28 protein-coding genes and 1 other annotated feature are annotated in these 25,052 nt (G+C 59.4%); of the genes, 17 read left to right on the top strand and 11 right to left on the bottom strand.

Going from position 1 to position 25,052, the window contains the following annotated elements; translation table 11 throughout:
• Window position 1 precedes the first annotated feature (1 nt).
• Window positions 2-334: a YceK/YidQ family lipoprotein gene (locus QLG03_RS18535; protein WP_023291451.1), complete on the bottom strand. Its 333-nt coding sequence runs from the start codon at window positions 332-334 to the stop codon at window positions 2-4.
• A 245-nt stretch (window positions 335-579) separates the two neighbouring features.
• Window positions 580-655, top strand: a sequence feature (ROSE (Repression Of Heat Shock gene Expression) occurs in the 5'-region of heat shock genes and acts as an RNA thermometer to modulate expression.).
• On the opposite strand from QLG03_RS18535, the gene ibpA reads away from it, so the two are divergent.
• From ibpA to QLG03_RS18550, 3 genes are all read left to right on the top strand, one after another.
• On the top strand, window positions 649-1,062 hold the full coding sequence (gene ibpA, locus QLG03_RS18540) for a small heat shock chaperone IbpA (protein ID WP_004151523.1): 414 nt from the start codon (window positions 649-651) through the stop codon (window positions 1,060-1,062). It overlaps the preceding feature by 7 nt.
• Window positions 1,063-1,178: 116 nt before the next feature.
• A complete protein-coding gene (gene ibpB, locus QLG03_RS18545; protein WP_023291450.1) occupies window positions 1,179-1,607 on the top strand; it encodes a small heat shock chaperone IbpB in 429 nt (142 codons plus the stop codon).
• Between the two features lie 145 nt (window positions 1,608-1,752).
• Window positions 1,753-3,414 (top strand): putative transporter, encoded by a 1,662-nt coding sequence (locus QLG03_RS18550; RefSeq protein WP_255989693.1) that lies wholly within the window; start codon window positions 1,753-1,755, stop codon window positions 3,412-3,414.
• Here QLG03_RS18550 and QLG03_RS18555 read toward each other — a convergent pair.
• Window positions 3,382-4,128, bottom strand: a complete 747-nt coding sequence (locus QLG03_RS18555; RefSeq protein ID WP_023291448.1) for a GntR family transcriptional regulator — start codon at window positions 4,126-4,128, stop codon at window positions 3,382-3,384. The genes QLG03_RS18550 and QLG03_RS18555 overlap by 33 nt on opposite strands.
• A gap of 298 nt (window positions 4,129-4,426) precedes the next feature.
• On the opposite strand from QLG03_RS18555, the gene QLG03_RS18560 reads away from it, so the two are divergent.
• The 5 genes from QLG03_RS18560 (at window position 4,427) to QLG03_RS18580 (ending at window position 8,665) form a co-directional block, all read left to right on the top strand.
• The gene (locus QLG03_RS18560; RefSeq protein ID WP_023291447.1) at window positions 4,427-6,049 is read left to right on the top strand and encodes an alpha-glucoside-specific PTS transporter subunit IIBC; all 1,623 of its coding nucleotides are present in this window, start codon (window positions 4,427-4,429) and stop codon (window positions 6,047-6,049) included.
• Window positions 6,046-7,368, top strand: a complete 1,323-nt coding sequence (locus tag QLG03_RS18565) for a 6-phospho-alpha-glucosidase (RefSeq protein WP_147734124.1) — start codon at window positions 6,046-6,048, stop codon at window positions 7,366-7,368. Before QLG03_RS18560 ends, QLG03_RS18565 begins: the two co-directional genes overlap by 4 nt.
• A gap of 100 nt (window positions 7,369-7,468) precedes the next feature.
• Window positions 7,469-7,816: a DUF202 domain-containing protein gene (locus tag QLG03_RS18570; protein ID WP_004202264.1), complete on the top strand. Its 348-nt coding sequence runs from the start codon at window positions 7,469-7,471 to the stop codon at window positions 7,814-7,816.
• Window positions 7,806-8,168 (top strand): DUF202 domain-containing protein, encoded by a 363-nt coding sequence (locus QLG03_RS18575; protein ID WP_023291446.1) that lies wholly within the window; start codon window positions 7,806-7,808, stop codon window positions 8,166-8,168. The genes QLG03_RS18570 and QLG03_RS18575 overlap by 11 nt, the downstream gene beginning before the upstream one ends.
• Window positions 8,165-8,665: a hypothetical protein gene (locus tag QLG03_RS18580; RefSeq protein WP_023291445.1), complete on the top strand. Its 501-nt coding sequence runs from the start codon at window positions 8,165-8,167 to the stop codon at window positions 8,663-8,665. The genes QLG03_RS18575 and QLG03_RS18580 overlap by 4 nt, the downstream gene beginning before the upstream one ends.
• Before the next feature lie 3 nt (window positions 8,666-8,668).
• On the opposite strand, the gene dsdA is transcribed toward QLG03_RS18580, so the two are convergent.
• Window positions 8,669-9,997 (bottom strand): D-serine ammonia-lyase, encoded by a 1,329-nt coding sequence (gene dsdA / locus QLG03_RS18585; RefSeq protein ID WP_023291444.1) that lies wholly within the window; start codon window positions 9,995-9,997, stop codon window positions 8,669-8,671.
• 17 nt (window positions 9,998-10,014) lie between these two features.
• Window positions 10,015-11,352 (bottom strand): D-serine transporter DsdX, encoded by a 1,338-nt coding sequence (gene dsdX, locus QLG03_RS18590; RefSeq protein WP_048335644.1) that lies wholly within the window; start codon window positions 11,350-11,352, stop codon window positions 10,015-10,017.
• Window positions 11,353-11,578: 226 nt separating this feature from the next.
• On the opposite strand from dsdX, the gene dsdC reads away from it, so the two are divergent.
• On the top strand, window positions 11,579-12,502 hold the full coding sequence (gene dsdC, locus QLG03_RS18595; protein WP_044525088.1) for a DNA-binding transcriptional regulator DsdC: 924 nt from the start codon (window positions 11,579-11,581) through the stop codon (window positions 12,500-12,502).
• 184 nt (window positions 12,503-12,686) lie between these two features.
• Here dsdC and emrD read toward each other — a convergent pair whose 3' ends face one another.
• The 5 genes from emrD to QLG03_RS18620 all read right to left on the bottom strand — a co-directional run bounded on the left by emrD (window position 12,687) and on the right by QLG03_RS18620 (window position 16,221).
• Window positions 12,687-13,871: a multidrug efflux MFS transporter EmrD gene (gene emrD / locus QLG03_RS18600; RefSeq protein WP_023291441.1), complete on the bottom strand. Its 1,185-nt coding sequence runs from the start codon at window positions 13,869-13,871 to the stop codon at window positions 12,687-12,689.
• Between the two features lie 175 nt (window positions 13,872-14,046).
• The gene (locus QLG03_RS18605; RefSeq protein ID WP_072414108.1) at window positions 14,047-14,880 is read right to left on the bottom strand and encodes a DMT family transporter; all 834 of its coding nucleotides are present in this window, start codon (window positions 14,878-14,880) and stop codon (window positions 14,047-14,049) included.
• A 66-nt stretch (window positions 14,881-14,946) separates the two neighbouring features.
• A complete protein-coding gene (locus tag QLG03_RS18610) occupies window positions 14,947-15,393 on the bottom strand; it encodes a GNAT family N-acetyltransferase (RefSeq protein WP_004202251.1) in 447 nt (148 codons plus the stop codon).
• A 90-nt stretch (window positions 15,394-15,483) separates the two neighbouring features.
• A complete protein-coding gene (gene tisB, locus QLG03_RS18615) occupies window positions 15,484-15,603 on the bottom strand; it encodes a type I toxin-antitoxin system toxin TisB (protein WP_004145059.1) in 120 nt (39 codons plus the stop codon).
• A gap of 450 nt (window positions 15,604-16,053) precedes the next feature.
• Window positions 16,054-16,221: a hypothetical protein gene (locus QLG03_RS18620; protein ID WP_014343455.1), complete on the bottom strand. Its 168-nt coding sequence runs from the start codon at window positions 16,219-16,221 to the stop codon at window positions 16,054-16,056.
• A 12-nt stretch (window positions 16,222-16,233) separates the two neighbouring features.
• On the opposite strand from QLG03_RS18620, the gene ivbL reads away from it, so the two are divergent.
• From ivbL to QLG03_RS18660, 8 genes are all read left to right on the top strand, one after another.
• Complete coding sequence (gene ivbL / locus QLG03_RS18625; RefSeq protein WP_002923286.1) at window positions 16,234-16,329, top strand: ilvB operon leader peptide IvbL; 96 nt, start codon at window positions 16,234-16,236, stop codon at window positions 16,327-16,329.
• Between the two features lie 104 nt (window positions 16,330-16,433).
• A complete protein-coding gene (gene ilvB / locus QLG03_RS18630; RefSeq protein ID WP_023291439.1) occupies window positions 16,434-18,122 on the top strand; it encodes an acetolactate synthase large subunit in 1,689 nt (562 codons plus the stop codon).
• A 3-nt stretch (window positions 18,123-18,125) separates the two neighbouring features.
• A complete protein-coding gene (gene ilvN, locus QLG03_RS18635; RefSeq protein WP_017899675.1) occupies window positions 18,126-18,413 on the top strand; it encodes an acetolactate synthase small subunit in 288 nt (95 codons plus the stop codon).
• A 121-nt stretch (window positions 18,414-18,534) separates the two neighbouring features.
• Window positions 18,535-19,128: a transcriptional regulator UhpA gene (gene uhpA, locus QLG03_RS18640; RefSeq protein ID WP_152841941.1), complete on the top strand. Its 594-nt coding sequence runs from the start codon at window positions 18,535-18,537 to the stop codon at window positions 19,126-19,128.
• Between the two features lie 17 nt (window positions 19,129-19,145).
• The gene (gene uhpB, locus QLG03_RS18645; protein ID WP_072414111.1) at window positions 19,146-20,627 is read left to right on the top strand and encodes a signal transduction histidine-protein kinase/phosphatase UhpB; all 1,482 of its coding nucleotides are present in this window, start codon (window positions 19,146-19,148) and stop codon (window positions 20,625-20,627) included.
• Window positions 20,628-20,638: 11 nt separating this feature from the next.
• Entirely contained in the window at window positions 20,639-21,967 is a 1,329-nt protein-coding gene (locus QLG03_RS18650) for an MFS transporter (RefSeq protein WP_017899678.1), read from the top strand.
• A 145-nt stretch (window positions 21,968-22,112) separates the two neighbouring features.
• Entirely contained in the window at window positions 22,113-23,504 is a 1,392-nt protein-coding gene (gene uhpT / locus QLG03_RS18655; protein ID WP_004202242.1) for a hexose-6-phosphate:phosphate antiporter, read from the top strand.
• Window positions 23,505-23,640: 136 nt separating this feature from the next.
• Window positions 23,641-24,093, top strand: coding sequence for a DUF1198 family protein (locus QLG03_RS18660; RefSeq protein ID WP_004901545.1), 453 nt, complete (start codon window positions 23,641-23,643; stop codon window positions 24,091-24,093).
• 90 nt (window positions 24,094-24,183) lie between these two features.
• Here QLG03_RS18660 and QLG03_RS18665 read toward each other — a convergent pair whose 3' ends face one another.
• Both QLG03_RS18665 and QLG03_RS18670 read right to left on the bottom strand, forming a co-directional pair.
• A complete protein-coding gene (locus QLG03_RS18665; protein ID WP_004173862.1) occupies window positions 24,184-24,507 on the bottom strand; it encodes a DNA-binding transcriptional regulator in 324 nt (107 codons plus the stop codon).
• The gene (locus QLG03_RS18670) at window positions 24,491-24,850 is read right to left on the bottom strand and encodes a type II toxin-antitoxin system RelE/ParE family toxin (protein WP_255989694.1); all 360 of its coding nucleotides are present in this window, start codon (window positions 24,848-24,850) and stop codon (window positions 24,491-24,493) included. The genes QLG03_RS18665 and QLG03_RS18670 overlap by 17 nt, the downstream gene beginning before the upstream one ends.
• Window positions 24,851-25,052: the final 202 nt, after the last annotated feature.

Genomic DNA, 25,052 nt, shown 5'->3' on the forward strand with positions numbered 1-25,052 from the left:
CTTACTGGGCAGGCATCGGCGCTGGCGGGATCACCGAGTTGGTCGCCAGCGTGGCCTTCTCGCTCTTTTCGACCCGAGATTTGATTGAGCTGTCGGTGCGGAACATATCCCACGGCAGCAGCAGGGTATCCATGACGGCGGTGAACGGCATGTCCAGCGCCACCAGCGATTTCACACCCCAGTTGGTATTGTTGTCCCCCAGCGTTTGCGCACTGGATCGCGTGCCCGGATAGGTTCCCTCTTTGCCACCGGTATGTGACATTACGCTGGAGCAACCGCTCAGGCTTATTATCCCGCTGAACAGGACCAGCTTTAACAGTCGTCTGCTTTTCATTGTTCTTCCATCGTCGTTTCGGGCGTTGAGATAACCTTTTAGCGGTTATATCGGGCCATCCCGTGAATGCATAGCGTTATTGCGCCGCACTGTGGCGGGCATCGCACTTTGCTTTTTGTGCTCCTCCCCCCAGTCTAAGCAATCATCGGCAAACTGCAAAAAAAAACGCCCTCAATCCCTTGAAAAGCACGGGGAGAAACCCATTTTATAGGTGTAACCCACTGAGAATACGCCTGAGGGGTATTCCGGATTACCGCGGCCTGTCCACGATGGAAGGTCATTTGATTCTCGCTGATTTTCAGGAGCTATTTATTATGCGTAACTTCGATCTCTCCCCGCTTTATCGTTCAGCCATTGGTTTCGACCGCCTGTTTAACCTGCTGGAAAACAATCAAAGCCAGAGCAATGGCGGCTACCCTCCGTATAACGTCGAGCTGGTAGACGAAAACCACTATCGCATCGCTATCGCGGTGGCTGGCTTTGCTGAAAGCGAGCTGGAGATCACCGCCCAGGACAATCTGCTGATCGTCAAAGGCGCCCACGCTGCCGAGCAGAAAGAGCGGACCTACCTGTATCAGGGGATCGCCGAGCGTAACTTCGAGCGTAAATTCCAGCTGGCGGAAAACATTCATGTCCGCGGCGCCAACCTGGTAAACGGACTGCTGTATATCGATCTGGAACGGGTGATCCCGGAAGCGAACAAGCCGCGCCGTATCGAAATCAACTAATTGTCCCTCTCAGGCCGCGTGGCGGCCTGATGTAACAACCTGCTCGCCGTCAGGGAGCATATGCGAATTCGCGCAATTCGCAGATATTCACTCGCTTCACAGAAGGAGAAAACAGTATGCGTAACTACGATTTATCCCCCCTGCTGCGTCAATGGATCGGTTTTGACAAACTGGCCAGCGCCCTGCAAACCGCCGGCGAAAGCCAGAGCTTCCCGCCCTATAACATCGAAAAAAGCGACGATAACCACTACCGCATCACCCTTGCGCTGGCCGGTTTCCGTCAGGAAGATCTGGATATTCAGCTGGAAGGCACCCGCCTGGTGGTAAAAGGCACGCCGCAGCAGCCGGAAAAAGAGACCACCTGGCTGCACCAGGGGCTGGTGAGCCAGGCCTTCAGCCTGAGCTTCACCCTCGCCGACAACATGGAGGTCTCTGGCGCGACCTTCACCAACGGTCTGCTGCATATCGATCTGACCCGCCATGAGCCTGAGCAGATCGCCCCGCAGCGCATCGCCATCAGCGAACGACCGGCGTTAAATAGCTAATAAAGCAACCTATTGATAAAGCCCCGATTTTCGGGGCTTTTTTGTGCCGGTCTGTTTGCTGGTATTGTGCGCCAGGCTGCATACAACCCGTCTGGCAGCGGTCATAATCCCTGTTAATAATAATGTTATTCACAGGGACGATACCATGAGTGAGATAGCATTGACGGTCAGCGTACTGGCGCTGGTGGCGGTGATTGGGCTGTGGATCGGCAATGTCAAAATCCGCGGCGTCGGCTTTGGTATTGGCGGCGTGTTGTTTGGCGGCATTATCGTCGGCCACTTTGTCGATCAGGCGGGAGTCGCCCTCAGCAGCCCGATGCTGCATTTTATTCAGGAATTCGGCTTGATCCTGTTTGTCTACACCATCGGTATCCAGGTGGGGCCGGGCTTTTTCGCCTCGCTGCGGGTCTCAGGCCTGCGGCTCAATCTTTTCGCTATCCTGATCGTGATTCTTGGCGGCCTGGTCACGGCGGTGCTGCATAAACTGTTCAATATTCCTCTCCCGGTGGTGCTCGGCATCTTCTCCGGCGCGGTGACCAACACGCCGGCGCTGGGGGCCGGGCAGCAAATCCTGCGCGATCTCGGGGTGCCGTTCGAGGTGGTCGATCAGATGGGGATGAGCTATGCGATGGCGTATCCGTTCGGCATCTGCGGCATTCTGCTGACCATGTGGCTGGTGCGCCTGTTCTTTCGCATCAATGTTGAGAAAGAGGCTCAGCAATTTGAGGAGAGCAGCGGCAACGGCCATGCCCATTTGCACACCATCAACGTGCGGGTGGAGAACCCTAACCTCAACCAGATGGCGATTCAGGATGTGCCGATGCTCAACAGCGACAATATCGTCTGTTCGCGACTGAAGCGCGGTGAGCTGCTAATGGTGCCTGCGCCGGGCACCCTTATCCAGGCCGGCGATCTGCTGCACCTGGTGGGGCGGCCGGAGGATCTGCACAATGCGCAACTGGTGATCGGCCAGGAGGTGGCCACCTCGCTGTCGACGCGTGGCACCGACCTGAAGGTAGAGCGTGTGGTGGTGACTAACGAGAAAGTGCTGGGGAAGAAAATACGCGATCTGCACGTCAAACAGCGCTATGACGTCGTGATCTCCCGGCTTAATCGCGCTGGCGTCGAGCTGGTGGCCAGCAGCAGCGCCAGCCTGCAGTTTGGCGATATTCTCAACCTGGTCGGCCGTCCGGAGGCGATTGACGCCGTGGCCGCCGAGCTGGGTAACGCCCAGCAGAAGCTGCAGCAGGTTCAGATGCTGCCGGTATTTATCGGCATCGGCCTCGGGGTACTGCTGGGATCTATCCCGTTGTTTATTCCCGGCTTCCCCGCCGCCCTGAAGCTCGGGCTGGCCGGGGGGCCGCTGATTATGGCGCTGATTCTCGGGCGCATCGGGAGCATCGGCAAGCTGTACTGGTTTATGCCGCCGAGCGCCAACCTGGCGCTGCGCGAGCTGGGGATCGTGCTGTTTCTGGCGGTGGTCGGGCTGAAATCGGGGGGCGACTTTGTGGCGACCCTGACCCAGGGCGATGGCCTGAGCTGGATCGGTTACGGCATTTTCATCACCGCCATCCCGCTGCTGACGGTAGGCATTCTCGCGCGCATGCTGGCGAAAATGAACTATCTGACGCTGTGCGGCATGCTGGCCGGCTCGATGACCGACCCGCCGGCGCTGGCCTTCGCCAACAATCTGCACGCCACCAGCGGCGCGGCGGCGCTCTCTTACGCTACCGTCTATCCGCTGGTGATGTTCCTGCGGATTATCACCCCGCAGCTACTCGCCGTGCTGTTCTGGGGGGTGAGCTAGCGGGCTGTGCGCCTGGACGCGGCGCAGATGGTAGTCCACCTGATACTCGCTGGCGTTGCGGAACATAACCGAATAGTTAAGAAACTCGCCGCTGTCGCTGTAGGAAAGGGAGGTAATCCGCAGCAGCGGCGTCTGCTCCGGAACGTTCATTGAGCGCGCCAGTTGCCTGTCCGCCAGCACCGGCGTCAGGGTCTCATAGTTCCCGCTGATGATGATCCCGCACTCCTTCTCAATATAATCAAATTTCGATCCCTCCAGATGGCTCAGCGACAGGTTACGGAACAGCTTCACCGGCATATAGCTATCCTCCAGCATCAGCGGCTTGCCGTCGACGAAGCGCACCCGCCGCGAGAAGTAGATCCGTTCATCAATTTTAATTCGCAACAGGCTGGCGATGGCCGGCGGGGCAGGCATCACTTCGAAGGCCAGCACCTGGCTTACCACCTCTTTACCCTGCTTGCGCAGCACTTCCGCCAGGCCGGTGAGATTGCTGGTTTCATGATGGACGTCTTTACGCGCCACGTAGGTCCCCGAGCCGTGGCGACGGACCACCAACCCCCAGTCCACCAGCAGGTCGATGGCTTTGCGGATGGTCATGCGCGCCACCCCGAACTCCTCGGCCAGTTTTTTCTCTCCCGGCAGCGGGCTGCCGATGGAGAAGTCGGCAGAATTCAGCCGCAGCCGCAGGCGGTCAGCAATGGATTTGTAGATCACCAGTAGTCCTCTTGTACAGGAAAGAGCGAGGTTATTTTCTTCACCTGTTATTAAAAAATGAGTTTTAAGACAGCAGGTTATTATCCATTCATTAGATCGATTTCATCCTTTGGCTTATCGATGTCTAACTTTTGTTAACGAAGTAGACAACTTTGGCCAAATTAAAACCATGAAAGCGATCACGAATCGCAACGGCGCGGCATGTTGTTGGACGGGCAAATTCCTATTCTCGAGTGAGGCCGGTAATCAAGAAAAAGAAGGCCATTCACCCTACGAGTTGTTACATGAGGATTTCCCAATGCTCAGTCAAATACAACGCTTTGGCGGCGCCATGTTTACCCCGGTTTTATTGTTTCCTTTCGCCGGGATCGTGGTCGGTATCGCCATTATGTTGCGCAACCCGATGTTCGTCGGCGAAGCGCTGACCGCACCCGACAGCCTGTTTGCACAGATCGTTCACATCATCGAAGAGGGCGGCTGGACCGTCTTTCGTAATATGCCGCTGATTTTCGCCGTCGGCTTGCCGATTGGCCTGGCGAAGCAGGCCCAGGGCCGGGCCTGTCTGGCGGTACTGGTGAGCTTTCTCACCTGGAACTACTTTATTAACGCCATGGGGATGACCTGGGGCCACTTCTTCGGCGTCGACTTTTCCGTTGAACCCACGGCCGGCAGCGGCCTGACGATGATTGCCGGGATTAAAACCCTCGACACCAGCATTATCGGGGCGATCGTCATCTCCGGCCTGGTGACGGCCCTGCATAATCGCTATTTCGATAAACCCCTGCCGGTGTTCCTCGGCATCTTCCAGGGCTCATCGTTTGTGGTCATTGTCGCCTTCCTCGCGATGATCCCCTGCGCCTGGCTGACGCTGCTCGGCTGGCCAAAAGTCCAGCTGGGTATTGAATCGCTACAGGCCTTCCTGCGCTCTGCCGGCGCGCTCGGGGTGTGGGTCTACATCTTCCTTGAGCGCATTCTGATCCCCACCGGTCTGCATCACTTCGTCTATGGCCCGTTCATCTTTGGCCCGGCGGTAGTGGAGGGCGGACTGCAGGTCTACTGGGCAGAGCATCTGCAGGCGTTCAGCCAGAGTACGGAACCGCTGAAGACGCTGTTCCCGGAGGGCGGCTTTGCCCTGCACGGTAACTCGAAAGTGTTTGGTTCGGTGGGCATTGCGCTGGCGCTTTACTTCACCGCCGCGCCGGAAAATCGCGTCAAGGTCGCCGGCCTGCTGATCCCCGCCACGTTGACCGCGATGCTGGTCGGGATCACCGAGCCGCTGGAGTTCACCTTCCTGTTCATCTCGCCACTGCTGTTCGCCGTCCACGCGGTGCTGGCGGCGTCCATGGCGACGGTGATGTACATCTGCGGGGTGGTGGGCAATTTCGGCGGCGGCCTGCTCGACCAGTTCTTGCCGCAAAACTGGATCCCGATGTTCCATCACCACGCCTCGATGATGTTCATTCAGATAGGTATTGGTCTCTGTTTCACCGCCCTCTACTTCGTGGTCTTCCGCACCCTGATCCTGCGTCTGAACCTGAAGACGCCGGGCCGGGAAGAGAGCGAAATCAAGCTCTACAGCAAGGCTGATTATCAGGCGGCGCGGGGTAAAACCACGGCGGCAGCCGCGCCAGAGACCCGGCTGGGCCAGGCCGCTGGCTTCCTGCAGGCCCTCGGCGGCGCCAGCAACATTGAAAGTATCAATAACTGCGCCACCCGACTGCGCATCGCGCTGGTCGATATGGCGAAAACGCAAAGTGACGACGTCTTTAAAGCGCTGGGCGCCCACGGGGTAGTACGCCGCGGCAACGGGATTCAGGTCATCGTCGGCCTGCACGTTCCCCAGGTGCGCGACCAGCTGGAAAACCTGATGAAAGATTCTCTTTCGACCGAACATACCACCATGACGGAGGCAGTATCATGAAAAAATTCTCAGTTGTTATCGCAGGCGGCGGCAGCACCTTCACCCCGGGCATTGTCCTGATGCTGCTGGCAAACCAGGATCGTTTTCCGCTGCGGTCGCTGAAATTTTACGACAACGACGGGGCGCGGCAGGAGACCATCGCCGAGGCGTGCAAAGTGATCCTCAAAGAGCAGGCGCCGGAGATTGAATTCAGCTATACCACCGATCCGCAGGCGGCGTTTACCGATGTTGATTTCGTCATGGCGCATATCCGCGTCGGGAAATATCCGATGCGTGAACAGGATGAGAAAATCCCGCTGCGCCACGGCGTGCTGGGCCAGGAGACCTGCGGACCGGGCGGGATCGCCTACGGTATGCGCTCTATCGGCGGCGTGCTGGAGCTGGTGGATTATATGGAAAAATATTCGCCGAACGCCTGGATGCTTAACTACTCCAACCCGGCGGCGATTGTGGCGGAAGCTACCCGTCGTCTGCGGCCGAACGCCAAAATCCTCAACATCTGCGATATGCCGATCGGCATTGAAGGGCGGATGGCGCAGATTGTCGGCCTCAAAGACCGTAAACAGATGCGCGTGCGCTACTACGGCCTCAACCACTTCGGCTGGTGGACCTCGATTGAGGATCTCGACGGCAACGATTTGATGCCAAAACTGCGCGAATATGTGGCGAAATACGGCTATGTGCCGCCTTCTAACGACCCGCACACCGAGGCAAGCTGGAACGACACCTTTGCCAAAGCGAAAGATGTGCAGGAGCTGGATCCGCAGACCATGCCGAATACCTACCTGAAATATTACCTGTTCCCGGACTACGTGGTGGCCCACTCCAACCCGGAACGCACCCGCGCCAATGAGGTGATGGATCATCGTGAGAAAAACGTCTTCAGCGCCTGCCGGGCGATTATTGCCGCCGGGAAATCCTCCGCAGGCGATCTGGAGATTGACGAGCACGCGTCGTATATCGTCGATCTGGCGACGGCCATCGCCTTTAACACGCAGGAAAGGATGCTGCTGATTGTGCCGAACAATGGCGCGATCCATAACTTTGACGCCGACGCGATGGTGGAAATTCCTTGCCTGGTGGGCCACAACGGGCCGGAGCCGCTGACGGTCGGCGACATCCCGCACTTCCAGAAAGGGATGATGAGCCAGCAGGTGGCGGTGGAAAAACTGGTGGTCGATGCCTGGGAACAACGCTCTTACCACAAGCTGTGGCAGGCGATTACCCTGTCGAAAACCGTGCCGAGCGCCTCGGTGGCGAAAGCGATCCTCGACGACCTGATTGCCGCCAATAAGGATTACTGGCCGGAGCTGCATTAATCCCCGCCGTTGACCGGCGCCCTGCGGGGCGCCGATGCTTCTCCCCGGTTCCTGATTTACGCTATGCTGAAGCCTGCTGCGCGATGAACAAGGAACCGTCATGAAAATCTCCCGCCTCGGCGAAGCGCCTGATTACCGCTTTTCGCTGGCTAACGAACGCACCTTTCTGGCGTGGATCCGCACGGCGCTCGGTTTTCTTGCCGCTGGCGTCGGTCTTGACCAGCTGGCGCCAGACTTTGCCACGCCGCTGATCCGTGAAATTCTCGCCCTGCTGCTGTGCCTGTTTGCCGGCGGCATGGCCATCTATGGCTATCTGCGCTGGCTGAACAACGAGAAGGCGATGCGCCTGAAGCAGGATCTCCCCTATACCCGGACGCTGCTGGTGATTAGCATCCTGCTGCTGGCGGTGGTGGTCGCGGTGATGCTGCTGGTGCTGTATGGCGGATAAACGCCGGGCGCGGCGGGAAAGCGACCCGGGGCTACAGCCAGAGCGCACCTCCCTGGCCTGGTTTCGCACCCTGCTGGGCTATGGCGCGCTGATGGCGCTGGCGATTAAGCACAGCTGGCACCGCGCCGGACTGCCGTTCTGGCTGTCGATCGGCGTGCTGGCGATAGTGGCGGGGATCCTTTGGGGCTATACCCGCCGTCGTCATCTGATGGACGTCGACGACAGCGATTTTTTGCAGCCGCGGGCGGTTCGTGACAAATTTTTGATCGCACTCGCAGTACTTTCTCTGGCATTCCTGTTTGCTGTTACTCACCTTCAACAGATCGTTTCATTCATTAGGGATATGTCATGACAGGATGTCCGGCGAATTTGCCTCTCACTCATGCCCCCGGCCAGCAACATGACACTCCCTTTCAGGCGGTAGTGGTCGAGGCGGAGCATTGCCGCCAGCCGCAGGCGTTCTATGCGCAGCTGCGTCAACAGGGGCTTACGGCTATCCATTTTATTCCGCAGCTGGCGGCTGGCGACGCCGCGCTGTGGGGAGAGTTTCTCTGCGCGGTCTTTCACCGCTGGGTGCGGGAAGATATTGGCCGTATCAATATTTTGCTGTTCAGCGAGACGCTGAGCGCCTGGTGCGGCGAGTTGATAACGCAGGCGGGCGCGCCGGCGGCCAACAGCGCCTGCTACGGCTGTCCGTGGCTACGCCTGTGCCGCTGCGGCGAACAGGAAGACCCGCTGTGCGCGGGGTATCGGCAGTTCTACGATCTCAGCGGGCCCTATATGCGAGTGATGCGGGACCTGCGCCGACAGCAGCGGCCGCCAGAGGCGTTGATGCCGCTGCTGCGCTGAAGATTAGCGCCCCTTCGCCAGATACTGCGCCATCTCCTCTTCCGGCACCATTCCGCCGCCGGTGGCCCACACCAGGTGGGTCGCCTGCTGCAGCTGTTGCTCACTCAGCCCTTGCAGCTGATGGTACGCTTTGCTGGCGCAGACGCGCTGCGGCCCGGCCATCCCGGCCAGCGCGGAGGGCTCAAGGCGAATATTTTCCGCTGTCGCCAGCCAGCCCAACATGTCATACATCGTCTGGTCGTCAAGGGTATAGAACCCGTCGAGCAGGCGCTCCATTGCCCGGCCAACGAAGCCGGACGCCCGGCCGACCGCCAGACCGTCGGCGGCAGTCAGGTTATCAATGCCTAAATCCTGCACCGCTATCTGGTCATGAAGCCCGGTGTAGACGCCGAGCAGCATGCAGGGAGAGTGGGTCGGTTCGGCGAACAGGCAGTGAACGTGGTCGCCAAAGGCCAGCTTGAGGCCAAACGCCACGCCGCCGGGGCCGCCGCCGACGCCGCACGGCAGGTAGACGAACAGCGGATGGTCGGCATCGACCACCCGTCCGGCTTTGGCGAACTGCGCCTTCAGGCGCTCGCCGGCCACGGCATAGCCGAGGAACAGCGTGCGCGAATTTTCATCGTCGATGAAAAAGCAGTTCGGGTCGGATTCCGCCGCCTTGCGTCCCTGTTCGACCGCCACGCCGTAGTCCTCTTCATACTCCACCACCGTCACGCCGTGGCTGCGCAGTTTGGCCTTTTTCCACGCCCGGGCGTCCGCGGACATATGTACGGTAACCTTAAAGCCGATGCGGGCGCTCATGATGCCGATCGACATCCCGAGGTTGCCGGTTGAGCCGACGGCGATGCTGTACTGGCGGAAGAACTGTTTAAACTCCGGCGTCAGCAATTTGCGATAATCATCTGCGGTAGTCAGCAGCCCGGCCTCGAGCGCCAGCTTTTCCGCATGGGTCAGCACTTCATAAATGCCGCCGCGCGCTTTGATCGAGCCGGAGATCGGCAGATGGCTGTCTTTTTTCAGCAGCAGTTCGCCGCCAATCGGCTGGCCGAATTTTTGCTCGAGGCGGTGCTTCATTGCCGGAATGGCGACCACTTCCGATTCGATGATCCCACCGCTGATGGCCGTTTCCGGGAAGGCTTCCGCCAGATAGGGCGCGAAGCGCTGAAGGCGGGCATGGGCGTCCTGCACGTCGTCGGCGGTCAGGCCGACGTAAGGTAATCCCTCCGCCAGAGGGGTGGTGGCGGGGTTAAACCAGGTGGTTTCTTTCAGGGCGATCAAATCCTGCACAAGCGGGAAGGTCGCGGTCAAGGTAGTCAATTCAGCGTGTTTCATCATACGTCTCTTTGCGCTCAGATAATGAAAGAAAGCAGGAAGGTGGCGGCCAGTGCAAGTAGCGACGCGATAAAAGTCGCCGTCGTGTAGTACTTGAACGTTTCACTGAGGCTTGCGCCGCAGTACTGTTTGACCAGCCAGAAGAGGGAATCGGTGACGATCGTGCAGCCAATGGCGCCGGAACCGATAGCAATAGCGATGATCTCCGGGCTGACGCCGGGATAGAGCGGCAGCATCGGCGCGACGATGGCGGTGGCGCCCATCATCGCCACGGTGGCGGAGCCGACGGCGGCGTGCAGGATAAGCGCCACCAGCCAGGCCAGCAGAATCGGGTGCATATCGAGGTTCGACAGGATCACCGCCAGGCTATCGGCCAGGCCGCTGGATTTTAAGATCGCGTTGAACGCGCCGCCTGCGCCGATAATCAGCAGGATGTTGGCGATCGACCCAAAGCCATTTTCAGTATGGGTTAGCAGGACGCCCATCCCCATTTGCCGACGAATGCCGAGCATGTAATACGCGACAAAGACGGCGATAAACATCGCGGTGATGGGGTTGCCGATAAATTCCAGCACCGTATACAGCGTGCCGCCTTTCGCCATGTTCAGTTCGGCGACGGTTTTCACCAGCATCAGGCCAATCGGCAGCAGTACGGTAAACAGCGTGGCGCCGAGCGACGGCAGCGTCGACGCCTCGCGGACCTCAAGATTGGCAAATTCGGCCGGGACCGGTTTGTACGGCAGGCGGTTGCCTAACGCTCGGAGAAACAGCGGGCCGCCAACCAGCGAGGCGATCAGACCGACCAGCAGGCCATAGACAATCACTGTGCCAATATCGGCGCCCAGTTTGTTAGCGACAAACAGGGCCGCCGGATGCGGAGGGACCACGCAGTGCACCGCCATCAGCGCGGTACACAGCGGAATAGCCAGCTTCAGCAGCGAGGTGTTGGTTTTTTTGGCGATGGAGAAGGCCAGCGGGATCAGCAGGACCACGCCGACTTCGACAAACAGCGTGATGCCGCAGATCAGGCCGACCAGCACCATAATCACGTCCGCCGACAGCCAGCGGCAGCGCTGCAGCGTCAGGCCGATGCGCTCCGCCGCGCCGGAGACCTCCATCATCTTGCCGAGAATGGTGCCGAGGCCGATCACCGCCGCCAGGAAGCCCAGCGTGCCGCCGATCCCGCTCTCAATGGCGTTGACCATCTCCAGCGGGCCCATTCCCATCATCGCGCCGACGAAAAAGCTCGCCAGCAGCAGCGCCAGAAAAGGATGAAACTTCAGTTTGACGATCGTTAAGACGATTAACACGATGCTGATCAGCAGCGTGCTCACAACCCAGACTTGCGAACCCATATTCCACCTCGCCTGTGAATAATCTGGCCTTATTGAAGCGAGAAACCTCATGGGCTGACAAACGATATAAATGGGCTTTAAGGTGAGGAGAATTGAATCAAGTCGGTGATTTGGCTCAAAAACAGACCATTAAACATGCTGTGGGTCAAATTAATTCACCCTTTAGCGGCAAAACCGGCGTGATTTTTTTATCATCAACAGCCACTGTATTAGCCAGGAGCGCGTGATGGATGTGCTAAAAAACATAGGTACCCGGCTGCTGAACGGCTGGCAGCTTTCCAGGCTGTCGACCTTTGAAGTAGCGGCGCGGCACGAGTCGTTTGCCCTGGCCGCCGACGAGCTGGCGCTCACGCCTGGCGCCGTCAGCCACCGGATTAATCAGCTGGAAGCGGAGCTGGGGATCCTGCTCTTTGTCCGCTCGCATCGTAAAGTTGAGCTGACGCGTGAAGGTAAGCGGGTCTACTGGGCGCTGAAGTCGTCGCTGGATGGCCTCAATCAGGAGATCCTCGACATCAAAAACCAGGAGCTCTCCGGCAGTCTGACGGTCTACTCGCGGCCCTCTATCGCCCAGTGCTGGCTGGTGCCGGCTCTGGGAGACTTTACCCGCCGTTACCCGGCCATCTCCCTCACCGTGCTGACCGGCAACGAGAACGTTAACCTGCAGCGGACGGGCATCGATCTGGCGATCTATTTTGATGATGCGCCGTCGTCGCAGTTGAGCCACCATTTTCTGATGGATGAGGCGATCGTGCCGGTATGTACGCCGAATTACGCGCACCAGCGGCAGTTAATGTCGAATCCGGGCAATCTGCGCCACTGTACCTTGCTCCACGACCGCCAGGCATGGAGCAACGATTCCGGCACCGATGAGTGGTATAGCTGGGCGCAGCAGTTTGCGGTGGACCTGCCGCCATCGTCGGGCATTGGCTTCGATCGTTCCGATTTAGCGGCGATCGCGGCGATGAACCACCTCGGGGTGGCAATGGGGCGTAAGCGGCTGGTGCAGAAGCGGCTGGAGAGCGGGGAGTTGATCGCCCCGTTTGGCGATATGACGCTGAAATGCCACCAGCACTACTATGTGACCACCCTGCCGGGTCGCCAGTGGCCGAAAATCGACGCCTTTATCGAGTGGCTACATAGTCTGACCTGAAAATGAGCCGGGCTACCCCTCTGTGATGTTGGACAGGCCGGGTAAGGCGTGAGCCGCCACCCGGCAACATAACGGTACGGCGCCTGATAACCGCCCGGCGGCGCTGCGCTTGCGCGGGCCTACAGACGACAGAACGGTAGGCCGGGTAAGGCGTCAGCCGCTATCCGGGGAGCGGCCGCCGCACTTATACCGGCTGCTGATGATGGGTAAAGCGCGAGGCCAGCGGCAGCCAGCACAGCAGAATCAACAGGCCCATCAGCATCATCAGCAGCCCGAGACTGCCCTGACCGGTTTGCGGCATCATTGCTGACAGCCATGCCAGCACGCCGGAACCGATATTCTGCAAGCCGCCAACCAGCGCCCCGGCGGTACCGGCGAGGAACGGGAATGGCTCCATCGCGCCGCTGGTGGCCAGCGGGAACAGCATGCCGGCGCCAAAGAAGAACAGCGCCGCCGGCACCAGCAGGGTCCAGACGGTCATAACGCCCAGCAGCCCCGGGATCCACATCATCAGACCCGCCAGCAGGCAGCAGATAACCGATTGCCACATCAGGGTCGGGAAACGCTTGTTCGGCCGGCCGGCAAACCAGGCGCCGAAGAAGGCGGCCGGGATCGGCAGAATAAACAGAATACTCACCGCCATGCTGCTCAGGCCGAGCACCGCGCCCATCAGTACGCCGGAACAGGCTTCGAATACCGCAATTCCCGCCAGGCCGCCGATCAGCATGAGCAGGTAACAGTTAAAGGCGCCGGTGCCGAACAGCGTTTTGTAGCTGGCCAGAAGTTTGGTGCGCGGCGCGCCCTCCGGGCGCGTTTCCGGCATCCATTTCGCCATGCTAAAGGTCACCCCCGCGCACAGCACCAGCAGGAAGGCGTAACAGGCGCGCCAGTTCCACAGGGTGTCGAGGATGCCGCCGAGCAGCGGGGCAATTAGCGGGCTGACCAGAATGCCCATATTTAACAGGCTATTGGCATGACGCAGCTGGGCGCCTTCGTACAGATCGCGGGGCAGGGTGCGCGCCATCACGCCGCCGACGCCGGTGCCCATCCCCTGCATGGCGCTGGCGGCGATCAGCACCGGCAGGCTATGGGTGGTAATGGCTACCAGCGTCGCCAGCATAAAAATCGACATCCCGACGAGGATCACCGGGCGGCGACCCACGCGGTCGGAGAGCGGGCCGTAAAACAGCTGTGAAATACCGTAGGTCAGCAGGTAGGCCGCCATTACGCTTTGTACCGCCCCTTCGCGGACGTTCAGCGCGACCGCCATGTCGGCGATGGCCGGAATATAGATGGTCTGCGCCATCTGGCCGACGGCCACCAGCAGTACCAGCATCAACAACAAATTGAAGTTTTTATGCCGTTTCATGTCGATGAATACTTTGTGAGTAAATAAAAATGAAGAATATGTGACTGGCACACCCCGTAAACGATGGAGGAATCTACCATATAAAAATGACATAACAACTGCAAAGTGCCGATTGTTGAGGGAATTCCAGGCAGATTATGTAAACAGGAACGGCAACTAATGTTGCCATTTCAGGCTACGCGAGGCGCAGGAGGATCGCCCCGGCGGCAATCCCGCAGGCGGCGGCGATGCGCAGCGGCATCAGTTGCTCTTTCAGGACGATAAACGCGATCAGCGCGCCGAACAAAATGGAGGTTTCACGCAGCGCGGCGACCACCGCCAGCGGCGCCTGGGTCATCGCCCACAGCGCCAGGCCGTAGGAGCCCATGGTGCCGATCCCGCCGAGGATACCTATTCGCCAGTGCAGGCGTAGATAGCGGCTGGCTTCAGCGCGGCGGGTCATCATTGCCCAGCTTAGCAGGCAGAAGCCGTTCATAAAAAAGGTCCACAGGGTGTAGCCCAGCGCCGAGCCCGCCAGCCGGACGCCGGTGCCATCCACCAGCGTATAGCCGGCGATAAAGCAGGCGTTGATCAGCGCCAGCACGATGCCTTTGCGGGAGCTGGCGCGGCCGTTAAAGGCCATCGCCAGAATGGCCAGGCAGATGACGCCGATGCCCAGCCAGGCCAGCGGCGACAAACGATCGCCGAGAAACAGCACGCTTATCGCCGCCACCAGCAACGGGGCAGTCCCCCGCATCAGCGGATAGGTCTGGCTCATATCCGACACCTGATAGGTCTTCGCCACCAGCACCGTATACACCACCTGTAACGCGCACGACGCCAGCAGATAGGGGGCGCTGGCCAGCGTGGGCTGCGGGGCAAAAGGCAGCATCACCAGGGCGAGCAGCGCGGCCGAGCCGCTGACGCCGATCGCCGCGTACATTTTATCGCCGCTGGCTTTGACAATAGCGTTCCAGCTGGCGTGCAGCAGGGCGGCGAACAGCAAAATGCAGAATACGGTGAGGGTCATCGCAGACAGGTTCAACAGTGAAGGTCACCGGACTGTAACACGCGCCCGCGCTGCCAGCCAGCGGGGCTACAGCGAACAAAACAGGCGATGCGTCACCCGCGGTTCATCGTACACCGGGCGAAAGCCAAGTCTTTCATAAAAGGGCCAGGCCTGCGCCGGAGCGTGGGTGTTGAGAAAATCGAACCAGGCGCTGGAGTGGGTGATAACCGAGACCAGCAGCTGCTGGCCGATCCCCCGGCGGCGGTAGCGCTCGCTGATGTAGAGGTGGCGAATACGCCCGGCCCGCGGCTGGGGGCTGAAGGGATCGCTATTGATGCCGCATACCCCAACCAGCTGGTGATTCACGAAGGCGCCCAGCAGCGTTTCGCCCGGCGCGGTAAAGCGGTTTTTGCCGCTCTGCCAGTTTTCCGCCAGGCGGCGCAGCATATTGAAATGCTGTTCAAGGCTTTCGGTGCGCAGCGCCGCGAACCCCGGGGCATCCGGCGTCGTGGCGGCAATTAACAGGGGTGGCATAGCTTCCTCCATCAAGTCATCCCGGGGCGCCCGGCGGGCGCCTGCAGGGGGGCGGTTTCCCGCCCCCCTCAGGTGCGACTTGAACCTGAATCAGCGGAACTGTTTCAGGACTGCATCAAGTAGTTGCAACACAGCAACCATGAGTTTCAGGATTAAAATAATAATATCCATTCCGCCCATACGCGCGTCTCCTGTGGTTAAGGAGCACAATAAGCTGACGTACCTTTCCGCTGCCCGTTGTCAGCTTATCCCTGCCTGTCGCCGGCGGCGTCGCCCTGGCCTGTGGTGGCTCCTTCCGTGGACGGCTTCCCGGCCCGCCGCCTGCAACGACAGGGGTGCGCAGCGCTGAACCACGCGTTGCCGCGCGGGCCAGTAACTGCACGTTGTTGACGTAACACAGTGTGCTCTCTCGGGGTTAAGGCACTGACGGCACCACCCGTTTCAGCCAGGACTTCGTTGCGCCGGTCAAACTTGCGGCCCCCGAATGGCACACCGTGAACACACCCAGTATAGATAAATACTGTATGGATGAACAGTATTTTTTGGACAAATCCGCCGCGCTATCCCATACTCTATGACAGAGAAAAACCGACCTTAAATTGCGCGAACTGCAGCGATCGCGTATACTTTTGGCGTTGACGTAATACAGTGTGCTTGCGGCTACCACCTGTAACCATGCTGATAAAAACCTCGCTCCGGCGGGGTTTTTTGTTTTCTGCCCTTCTGCGCCGAACTGTGATCTTTCGCGCAAATTTTCGTGGATGAAAATAAATCCATTGTGAAAACGTAAAACCTGTGTTTGTATAAATTCAGCTTATTTTTCGACACAACAGGTCCCTAATGAACGCAACCCTGATCGCTTCGACCCTACTAAAAACCGCGCCAGCCGCGGTGGTCGTCGTGTCTGTGGTGGTCGTCGTCGGCAATGCGCCGTAGGGTCCGGAACAACACGAATTCCAAACCCCGCCGGCGCAAACCGAGCGGGGTTTTTTGTTGGCGAGCCCCCCGGTAAAGTCGGCCCAGAAGAAAAGGACTGGAGCATGGCAAGTTCGGGCACCACATCAAACACAATGCGCTTTACCGGCGCGCAGCTGGTTGTTCATTTACTGGAACGCCAGGGTATCACTATGGTTAGCGGCATTCCGGGCGGCTCCATCCTGCCTATCTACGATGCCTTAAGCCAGAGCACGCAGATCCGCCACATCCTGGCGCGCCACGAGCAGGGCGCGGGCTTTATCGCCCAGGGGATGGCGCGTACCGAAGGCAAACCGGCGGTCTGTATGGCCTGCAGCGGCCCGGGGGCGACGAACCTGGTGACGGCGATCGCCGATGCCCGCCTGGATTCGATTCCGCTGGTCTGCATCACCGGCCAGGTGCCGGCATCGATGATCGGCACCGACGCCTTCCAGGAAGTGGACACCTACGGCATCTCTATCCCCATCACCAAACATAACTATCTGGTGCGCGACATCGCCGAGCTGCCGCAGGTGATCAGCGACGCCTTCCGTATTGCTCAGTCCGGGCGTCCCGGGCCGGTGTGGATAGACATTCCTAAGGACGTACAGTCGGCGACCATTGAGCTGGAAACGCTGCCGGAGCCGGGCGAGCGCGCCGCAGCGCCGGCATTCGCCCCCGAAAGCGTGCGCGAAGCGGCGGCGATGATCAACGCGGCGAAGCGTCCGGTGCTCTATCTGGGCGGCGGGGTGATTAACGCGCCGCAGGAGATCCGTGAGCTGGCGGAAAAAGCCAACCTGCCGACCACCATGACCCTGATGGCGCTGGGCATGCTGCCGAAGGCGCACCCGCTGTCGCTGGGGATGCTGGGCATGCATGGCGCGCGCAGCACCAACTTCATTCTGCAGGAAGCGGATTTACTGATTGTTTTAGGCGCGCGTTTTGATGACCGGGCGATTGGCAAGACCGAGCAGTTCTGCCCGAACGCGAAGATTATCCACGTCGATATCGACCGCGCCGAGCTGGGCAAAATTAAGCAACCGCACGTGGCGATTCAGGGCGATGTGGCGGAAGTCTTAGCCCAGCTGAATCCGCAGGTTGAGGCGCAGCCGCGCGAGGAGTGGCGCCAGCTGGTGGCCGACTTGCAGCGCGAATTCCCCTGCGCCATCCCGCAGGAAAGCGACCCGCTCTCCCATTATGGCCTGATTAACGCCGTGGCCGCCTGCGTGGATGATGAAGCGATCATCACCACCGACGTAGGCCAGCACCAGATGTGGACGGCGCAGGCCTACCCGCTCAACCGTCCGCGGCAGTGGCTGACCTCCGGCGGTCTTGGCACCATGGGCTTCGGCCTGCCGGCGGCGATCGGCGCGGCGCTGGCGAATCCGCAGCGCAAGGTTATCTGCTTCTCCGGCGACGGCAGCCTGATGATGAATATTCAGGAGATGGCCACCGCCGCTGAAAATCAGCTGGATGTAAAAATTATCCTGCTGAACAACGAAGCGCTGGGGCTGGTGCATCAGCAGCAGAGCCTGTTCTATCAGCAGGGGGTTTTTGCCGCCACCTATCCGGGGATGATTAACTTTATGCAGATTGCCGCCGGTTTTGGCCTGCAAACCTGTGATTTAAATAACGAAGCCGATCCGCAGGCGGCGCTGCAGGCGATCATCGACCGTCCGGGGCCGGCGCTGATCCACGTGCGCATCGACGCGCAGCAGAAAGTGTATCCGATGGTACCGCCGGGTGCGGCTAATACTGAAATGGTGGGGGAGTAAGCCATGCAAAAACACTGTGATAACGTCATCCTGGAACTCACCGTCCGCAACCACCCCGGCGTCATGACCCACGTCTGCGGGCTTTTTGCCCGCCGCGCGTTTAACGTCGAAGGTATTCTCTGTCTACCGATTCAGGGCAGCGAACACAGCCGCATCTGGCTGCTGGTGAACGACGATCAGCGTCTCGGGCAGATGATTAGCCAGATTGAAAAGCTGGAAGATGTCACCAAAGTGGCGCGTAACCAGTCCGATCCCACCATGTTTAACAAAATTGCGGTGTTCTTCGAGTAAATCGCGCAAGGCTTGAACGGTAAGGTGCTTATGGTTAAGGTAGGCGCCTTTACCGGATGGCGCTGCGCTAATCCGGCCTACGGACACAGCGCTTTGTCGCCTCAGGCACCAGGACCCTATCATGACCACCATCGCCCTTATTGACGATCATTTGATTGTCCGCTCCGGCTTTGCTCAGCTGCTGGGGCTGGAAACTGATTTTCAGGTTGTCGCCGAATTTGGCAGCGGCCGCGAGGCGCTGGCGGGGTTGCCGGGGCGCGGCGTTCAGGTCTGTATCTGCGATATCTCGATGCCGGATATTTCCGGGCTGGAGCTGCTCAGCCAGCTGCCGAAGGGGATGGCGACCATCATGCTGTCGGTGCACGACAGCCCGGCGCTGGTCGAGCAGGCGCTCAACGCCGGCGCGCGCGGCTTTCTGTCGAAACGCTGCAGCCCGGACGAACTTATCGCCGCGGTGCGCACGGTGGCGGCGGGCGGCTGCTATCTCACGCCGGATATCGCCATGAAGCTGGCCGCCGGGCGCCAGGATCCGCTCACCAAACGCGAACGTCAGGTGGCGGAAATGCTGGCGCAGGGCATGGCGGTAAAAGAGATCGCCGCTGAGCTCGGGCTGTCGCCGAAAACCGTCCACGTTCACCGCGCCAACCTGCTGGAAAAGCTGGGCGTCAGCAATGACGTCGAGCTGGCGCGCCGCATGTTTGACAGCTGGCAATGAAGACCTTACTCCCGCGCCTGCTGTCGGTGATCGGCTGCGCCTTTATCTTCGCCGCCGCCTGGTTTTGTCTGTGGAGCATCAGCCTGCATCTGGTGGAGCGCGCCGATCTGGCGGTGCTGCTGTTCCCCTTCGGCCTGCGGCTGGGGCTGATGCTCCAGTGCCCGCGCGGCTACTGGCCGGTGCTGCTGGGAAGCGAGTGGCTGCTGATCTTCTGGCTGACGCAGGAAGTGGCGCTGGCGCATCCGATAATATTGATGACCGGAAGCCTGCTGACCCTCCTGCCGGTGGCGCTGATCTCGCGATATCGCCAGCAGCGCGACTGGCTGACGCTTCTGCGTCAGGGCGGGGCGTTAATGGCCGCCGCGCTGCTGCAATCGCTGCCATGGCTGGCGGAGGGGGACGAGGGGCTTAACGCCCTGCTGTTGACGCTCACCGGCGGCCTGACCCTGGCGCCGACCTGTCTGGTGTTCTGGCACTACCTCACCAGCACCGTCTGGCGGCCGCTGGGGCCGTCGCTGGTGGCGCAGCCGGTAAACTGGCGCGGGCGGCATCTGATCTGGTATCTGCTGTTATTCACCATAAGCCTGTGGCTGCAGCTTGGGCTGCCCGCCGAGCTCTCCCGCTTTACCCCGTTTTGCCTCGCGCTGCCGATTATCGCTCTGGCCTGGCACTACGGCTGGCAGGGAGCGCTGATCGCTACGCTGATGAACGCGATCGCCCTGATTGCCAGCCAGACCTGGCACGATCACCCCGTCGATCTCCTGCTTTCGCTGCTGGCGCAGAGCCTCACCGGGCTACTGCTGGGGGCGGGGATCCAGCGATTGCGCGAGCTGAACCAGTCGCTACAGAGCGAGCTGGCGCGCAATCGGCGGCTGGCGGATCGTCTGCTGGAGACTGAAGAGAGCGTGCGCCGCGACGTTGCCCGCGAGCTCCACGATGATATCGGGCAGACCATCACGGCAATACGCACCCAGGCGGGGATCGTCCAGCGGCTGGCGCCGGACAACGCCAGCGTTCGCCAGAGCGGCCAATTGATTGAACACCTGTCGCTAGGGGTGTATGACTCGGTGCGTCGCCTGCTGGGCCGTCTTCGTCCGCGCCAGCTTGACGACCTGCCGCTGGAGCAGGCGGTACGTTCTCTGATGCGCGAAATGGAGCTGGAGGACCGCGGCATCGTCAGCCATCTCGACTGGCGGATTAACGAGGTGGGGCTGAGTGAAAACCAGCGCGTGACCCTGTTCCGCGTCTGCCAGGAGGGACTGAACAATATCGTCAAGCATGCCAGCGCCAGCGCCGTAACCCTGCAGGGCTGGCAGCAGGAGGAGCGACTGATGCTGGTGCTGGAGGATGACGGCTGCGGCCTGCCGCCGGGCTCCAGCGCGCAGGGGTTCGGTCTGACCGGCATGCGCGAGCGCGTGACCGCCCTGGGGGGCACGCTGACGATCTCCTGCACCCACGGTACCCGGGTGTGCGTCAATCTACCGCTGCGTTACGCCTGAGAGGATCGCCGATGTTCGCCTTTTTAAAAGCCCCGCCGGACGCCGCGCCGATTAGCGATAAACGCGAGCTTGATGCGCGTTATCGCTACTGGCGTCGCCATATCCTGTTGACCATCTGGCTGGGCTACGCGCTGTTCTATTTCACCCGCAAAAGCTTTAACGCCGCGGTTCCTGATATTCTCGCCAGCAACGTGCTGACCCGCAGCGATATCGGTCTGCTGGCCACGCTGTTCTACATTACCTACGGACTGTCGAAATTTTTCTCCGGTATCGTCAGCGACCGCTCCGACGCCCGCTATTTTATGGGACTGGGGCTTATCGCCACCGGGGTGGTGAATATTCTGTTCGGTTTTTCTTCCTCACTGTGGGCCTTCGCCCTGCTGTGGGCACTGAACGCCTTCTTTCAGGGGTGGGGCTCGCCGGTCTGCGCCCGGCTGCTGACGGCCTGGTATTCACGCACCGAACGCGGCGGCTGGTGGGCGCTGTGGAATACGGCGCATAACGTGGGCGGCGCGCTGATCCCGATGGTGGTGGGAGCGGCGGCGCTACATTACGGCTGGCGCGCGGGGATGACCATCGCCGGCGGCCTGGCGATCCTCGCCGGATTATATCTGTGCTGGCGGCTGCGCGATCGTCCGCAGGCAGTGGGGCTACCCGCCGTCGGCGACTGGCGTCACGATGCGCTGGAGATTGCCCAGCAGCAGGAGGGCGCCGGACTGACGCGTAAAGAGATCCTCACCCGCTACGTGCTGGCCAACCCCTATATCTGGCTGCTGTCGCTGTGCTATGTGCTGGTGTACGTGGTGCGGGCGGCGATTAACGACTGGGGCAATCTGTATATGTCGGAGACGCTTGGCGTCGATCTGGTGACCGCTAACTCGGCGGTGACCATGTTCGAGCTGGGCGGATTTATCGGCGCGCTGGTGGCGGGGTGGGGCTCGGATAAGCTGTTTAACGGCAATCGCGGGCCGATGAACCTGATCTTCGCCGCCGGAATTTTGCTGTCGGTTGGCGGCCTGTGGCTGATGCCGTTCGCCAGCTACGTGATGCAGGCGGCCTGCTTCTTCACCACCGGTTTCTTCGTCTTCGGCCCGCAGATGCTGATCGGCATGGCGGCGGCGGAGTGTTCGCATAAAGAGGCCGCCGGGGCGGCCACCGGGTTTGTCGGCCTGTTCGCGTATCTTGGCGCGTCGCTTTCCGGCTGGCCGCTGGCGCAGGTAATGGATATCTGGCACTGGACCGGATTCTTCGTGGCGATCGCGATTGCCGCCGGCATTTCCGCGCTGCTGCTGCTGCCGTTCTTAAACGCCCAGGCGCCGCGCGCGGCCAGTGAAGCGTGATGCATCTCACTCTTTCGCCGCGAATGGGGCAAAACTAGGAAATTTTCCCGGTTTCACCTGGACGCCGTCTCAGGCCAGACGGCGCGCTGATTTTTACAATGCCTGGCTATGACGCAGGCATAAAAAATCAGCTCAGGAGATACCCATGCTGGCCTTTCTGAATCAGGTTCGTAAGCCGACCCTGGATCTGCCGCTCGACGTGCGGCGCAAAATGTGGTTCAAACCTTTCATGCAGTCCTATCTGGTGGTCTTCATCGGCTACCTGACCATGTATCTGATCCGCAAGAACTTTAATATTGCGCAGAACGACATGATCTCCACTTACGGGTTGAGCATGACGCAGCTGGGGATGATTGGCCTGGGCTTCTCCATTACCTACGGCGTAGGGAAAACCCTGGTTTCCTACTATGCCGATGGCAAAAACACCAAGCAGTTCCTGCCGTTTATGTTGATCCTCTCCGCCATCTGCATGCTGGGCTTTAGCGCCAGCATGGGCGCGGGTTCCACCAGCCTGTTCCTGATGATCGCCTTCTATGCGCTGAGCGGCTTTTTCCAGAGCACCGGCGGCTCGTGCAGTTATTCCACCATCACCAAATGGACGCCTCGCCGTAAGCGCGGCACCTTCCTCGGCTTCTGGAATATCTCTCACAACCTCGGCGGCGCCGGCGCGGCGGGCGTGGCGCTGTTTGGCGCCAACTACCTGTTCGACGGCCACGTGATCGGCATGTTTATCTTCCCGTCGATTATTGCGTTAATCGTCGGCTTTATTGGCCTGCGCTATGGTAGCGACTCCCCGGAATCCTATGGCCTCGGCACGGCGGAAGAGCTGTTTGGCGAAGCGATCAGCGAAGAGGATAAAGAGACCGAAGAAAACGCGATGACCAAGTGGCAGATCTTTGTTGAGTACGTGCTGAAAAACAAAGTGATCTGGCTGCTGTGCTTCTCCAACATCTTCCTCTACGTGGTGCGTATTGGTATCGATCAGTGGTCCACCGTGTATGCCTTCCAGGAGCTGAAGCTGTCTAAAGAAGTGGCGATTCAGGGCTTTACCCTGTTTGAAGTCGGCGCCCTGGTTGGCACGCTGCTGTGGGGCTGGCTGTCGGACCTGGCCAACGGCCGCCGCGCGCTGGTGGCCTGCATCGCGCTGGCGCTGATTATCGCCACCCTCGGCGTTTATCAACATGCCAGCAACCAGTACGTCTACCTGGCCTCGCTGTTTGCGCTGGGCTTCCTGGTGTTTGGTCCGCAGCTGCTGATCGGCGTCGCCGCCGTCGGTTTCGTACCGAAAAAAGCGATCGGCGCCGCCGATGGGATCAAGGGCACTTTCGCCTATCTGATCGGCGATAGCTTCGCCAAGCTGGGCCTCGGGATGATCGCCGACGGCACGCCGGTCTTCGGTCTCACCGGCTGGGCCGGCACCTTTGCGGCGCTGGACGCCGCCGCCATCGGCTGTATCTGCCTGATGGCCATCGTGGCTATCTTCGAAGAGCGTAAAATTCGCCGCGAGAAAAAGAACCGTATTTTGCAGACCGCCTGATTCACCAGGTATTGGGTAACCTTGCCCGGCCTTCGCGCCGGGCTTTTTTATTTCTTGCGCATTATGCCAGGTCCGGCAGTCGACAGCAGGCAAATTCCCATTATGATAGTCAGGCTGCGATTGGATGAGAGGATGCATGATCTGGATAGGACTGGCCACCCTGGTAGTGGTGTTTGTTGTGGGATTTCGGGTGCTTACCTCTGATTCACGCCGCGCGATCCGCCGCCTGAGCGAACGCCTTGGCATTACGCCCGTCCCGCTGGAATCGATGATCGATCAGCTGGGTAAAACCGCCGGCAATGAGTATTTGCGTTACCTGGAACGGCCGAATGAAGCGCATCTGCAGAATGCCGCGCAGGTGCTGCTGATCTGGCAGGTTGCGATTGTCGACGCCAGCGAAAAAAACCTACATTACTGGTATCGCCTGATGCAAAAAGCGCGTTTAGCGGCGCCGATCACCGACGCGCAAATCCGTCTGGCGCAAGGGTTTCTGCGCGAGCTGGATCCGGATGTGAGCGATTTGCATAACCTTCAGCAGCGCTATAACGACCTGTTTCTCCCGGAAGACGGCGTGCACTGGTTGCACTGATATCATTGTTATCCGGCCTGTGGTTCAAAACCATATCTCCCTTACGTTCCTTGTAGGCCGGATAAGCGTAAGCGCCATCCGGCAGAATAACTACAGTAGGATTTTCAGGCCGTGTTTTTGTACGACGCTAAGCAATTTTAATGACATTCCGCTCGGTCGTTTAGCGCCAGTCTCCCATTTTTGCACGGTAGACACACTGGTATTCAGATAACGAGCGAACACGGGTTGGCTAACATTGAGTTGTTCACGTAGCGCTTTAATTTCAATGGGTTGAAGTGCGGCTACGCTACCGAGACATGATTCATCAAAATGGCGCATTGTTTCCTGTGGGATTGCGCCAACGCTGAATAGCCCCGACGCAGCGCTATGGATCGCTTCGAAAGCCGGGCTTTTGTATTTATTTTTTGCTGTCATCGCAAATCTCCACCAATTCTTTACTTTTAACTAAGGCCGTCGTTTTCTCTTCAGAGAGATTGGCATAGTGTTTTGCTAACTCACGAAACCCCATTAATTCGCGATGGTTGATATTGGCCATATCCTGTTTGGCATATAGAAAGGTATAAAACCAATACCCTGCGCTTTTGGTAAGGATGATTGCGCGATCGCGATTCTTGTTGAGTCGCTTTTTATAAACCCCTCCTCCTAAATCAACCACTTTGCCCTGAAGCGCAGATTGAATTGCCTGATAGAGCTTGTCGTCGGAAATGCCATGAGAGCTAGCCTCTCTGGCGAACCATTTGGTTTTAAAGATACGCATTGCTGACATCCTGTCGTTAAAAGTATAGCACATAGTGCTACATTAAATTCTCCTGAGATTTGTTAAGGCGATAGCAAGCATCGTTTTTTTAAACATGCGAGCAGCTACGCATCCTCTTATGAAAAGCGAGAAGAGTTGCGAAAACGTTAAATGCGTCACAAACAAAATGTTACACTGCGCAGCTTTCCGCCATTTTCTTCGC

Origin of the sequence: Klebsiella sp. V115_8 (assembly GCF_029967715.1) — a bacterium.
Lineage (GTDB): Bacteria > Pseudomonadota > Gammaproteobacteria > Enterobacterales > Enterobacteriaceae > Klebsiella > Klebsiella quasipneumoniae.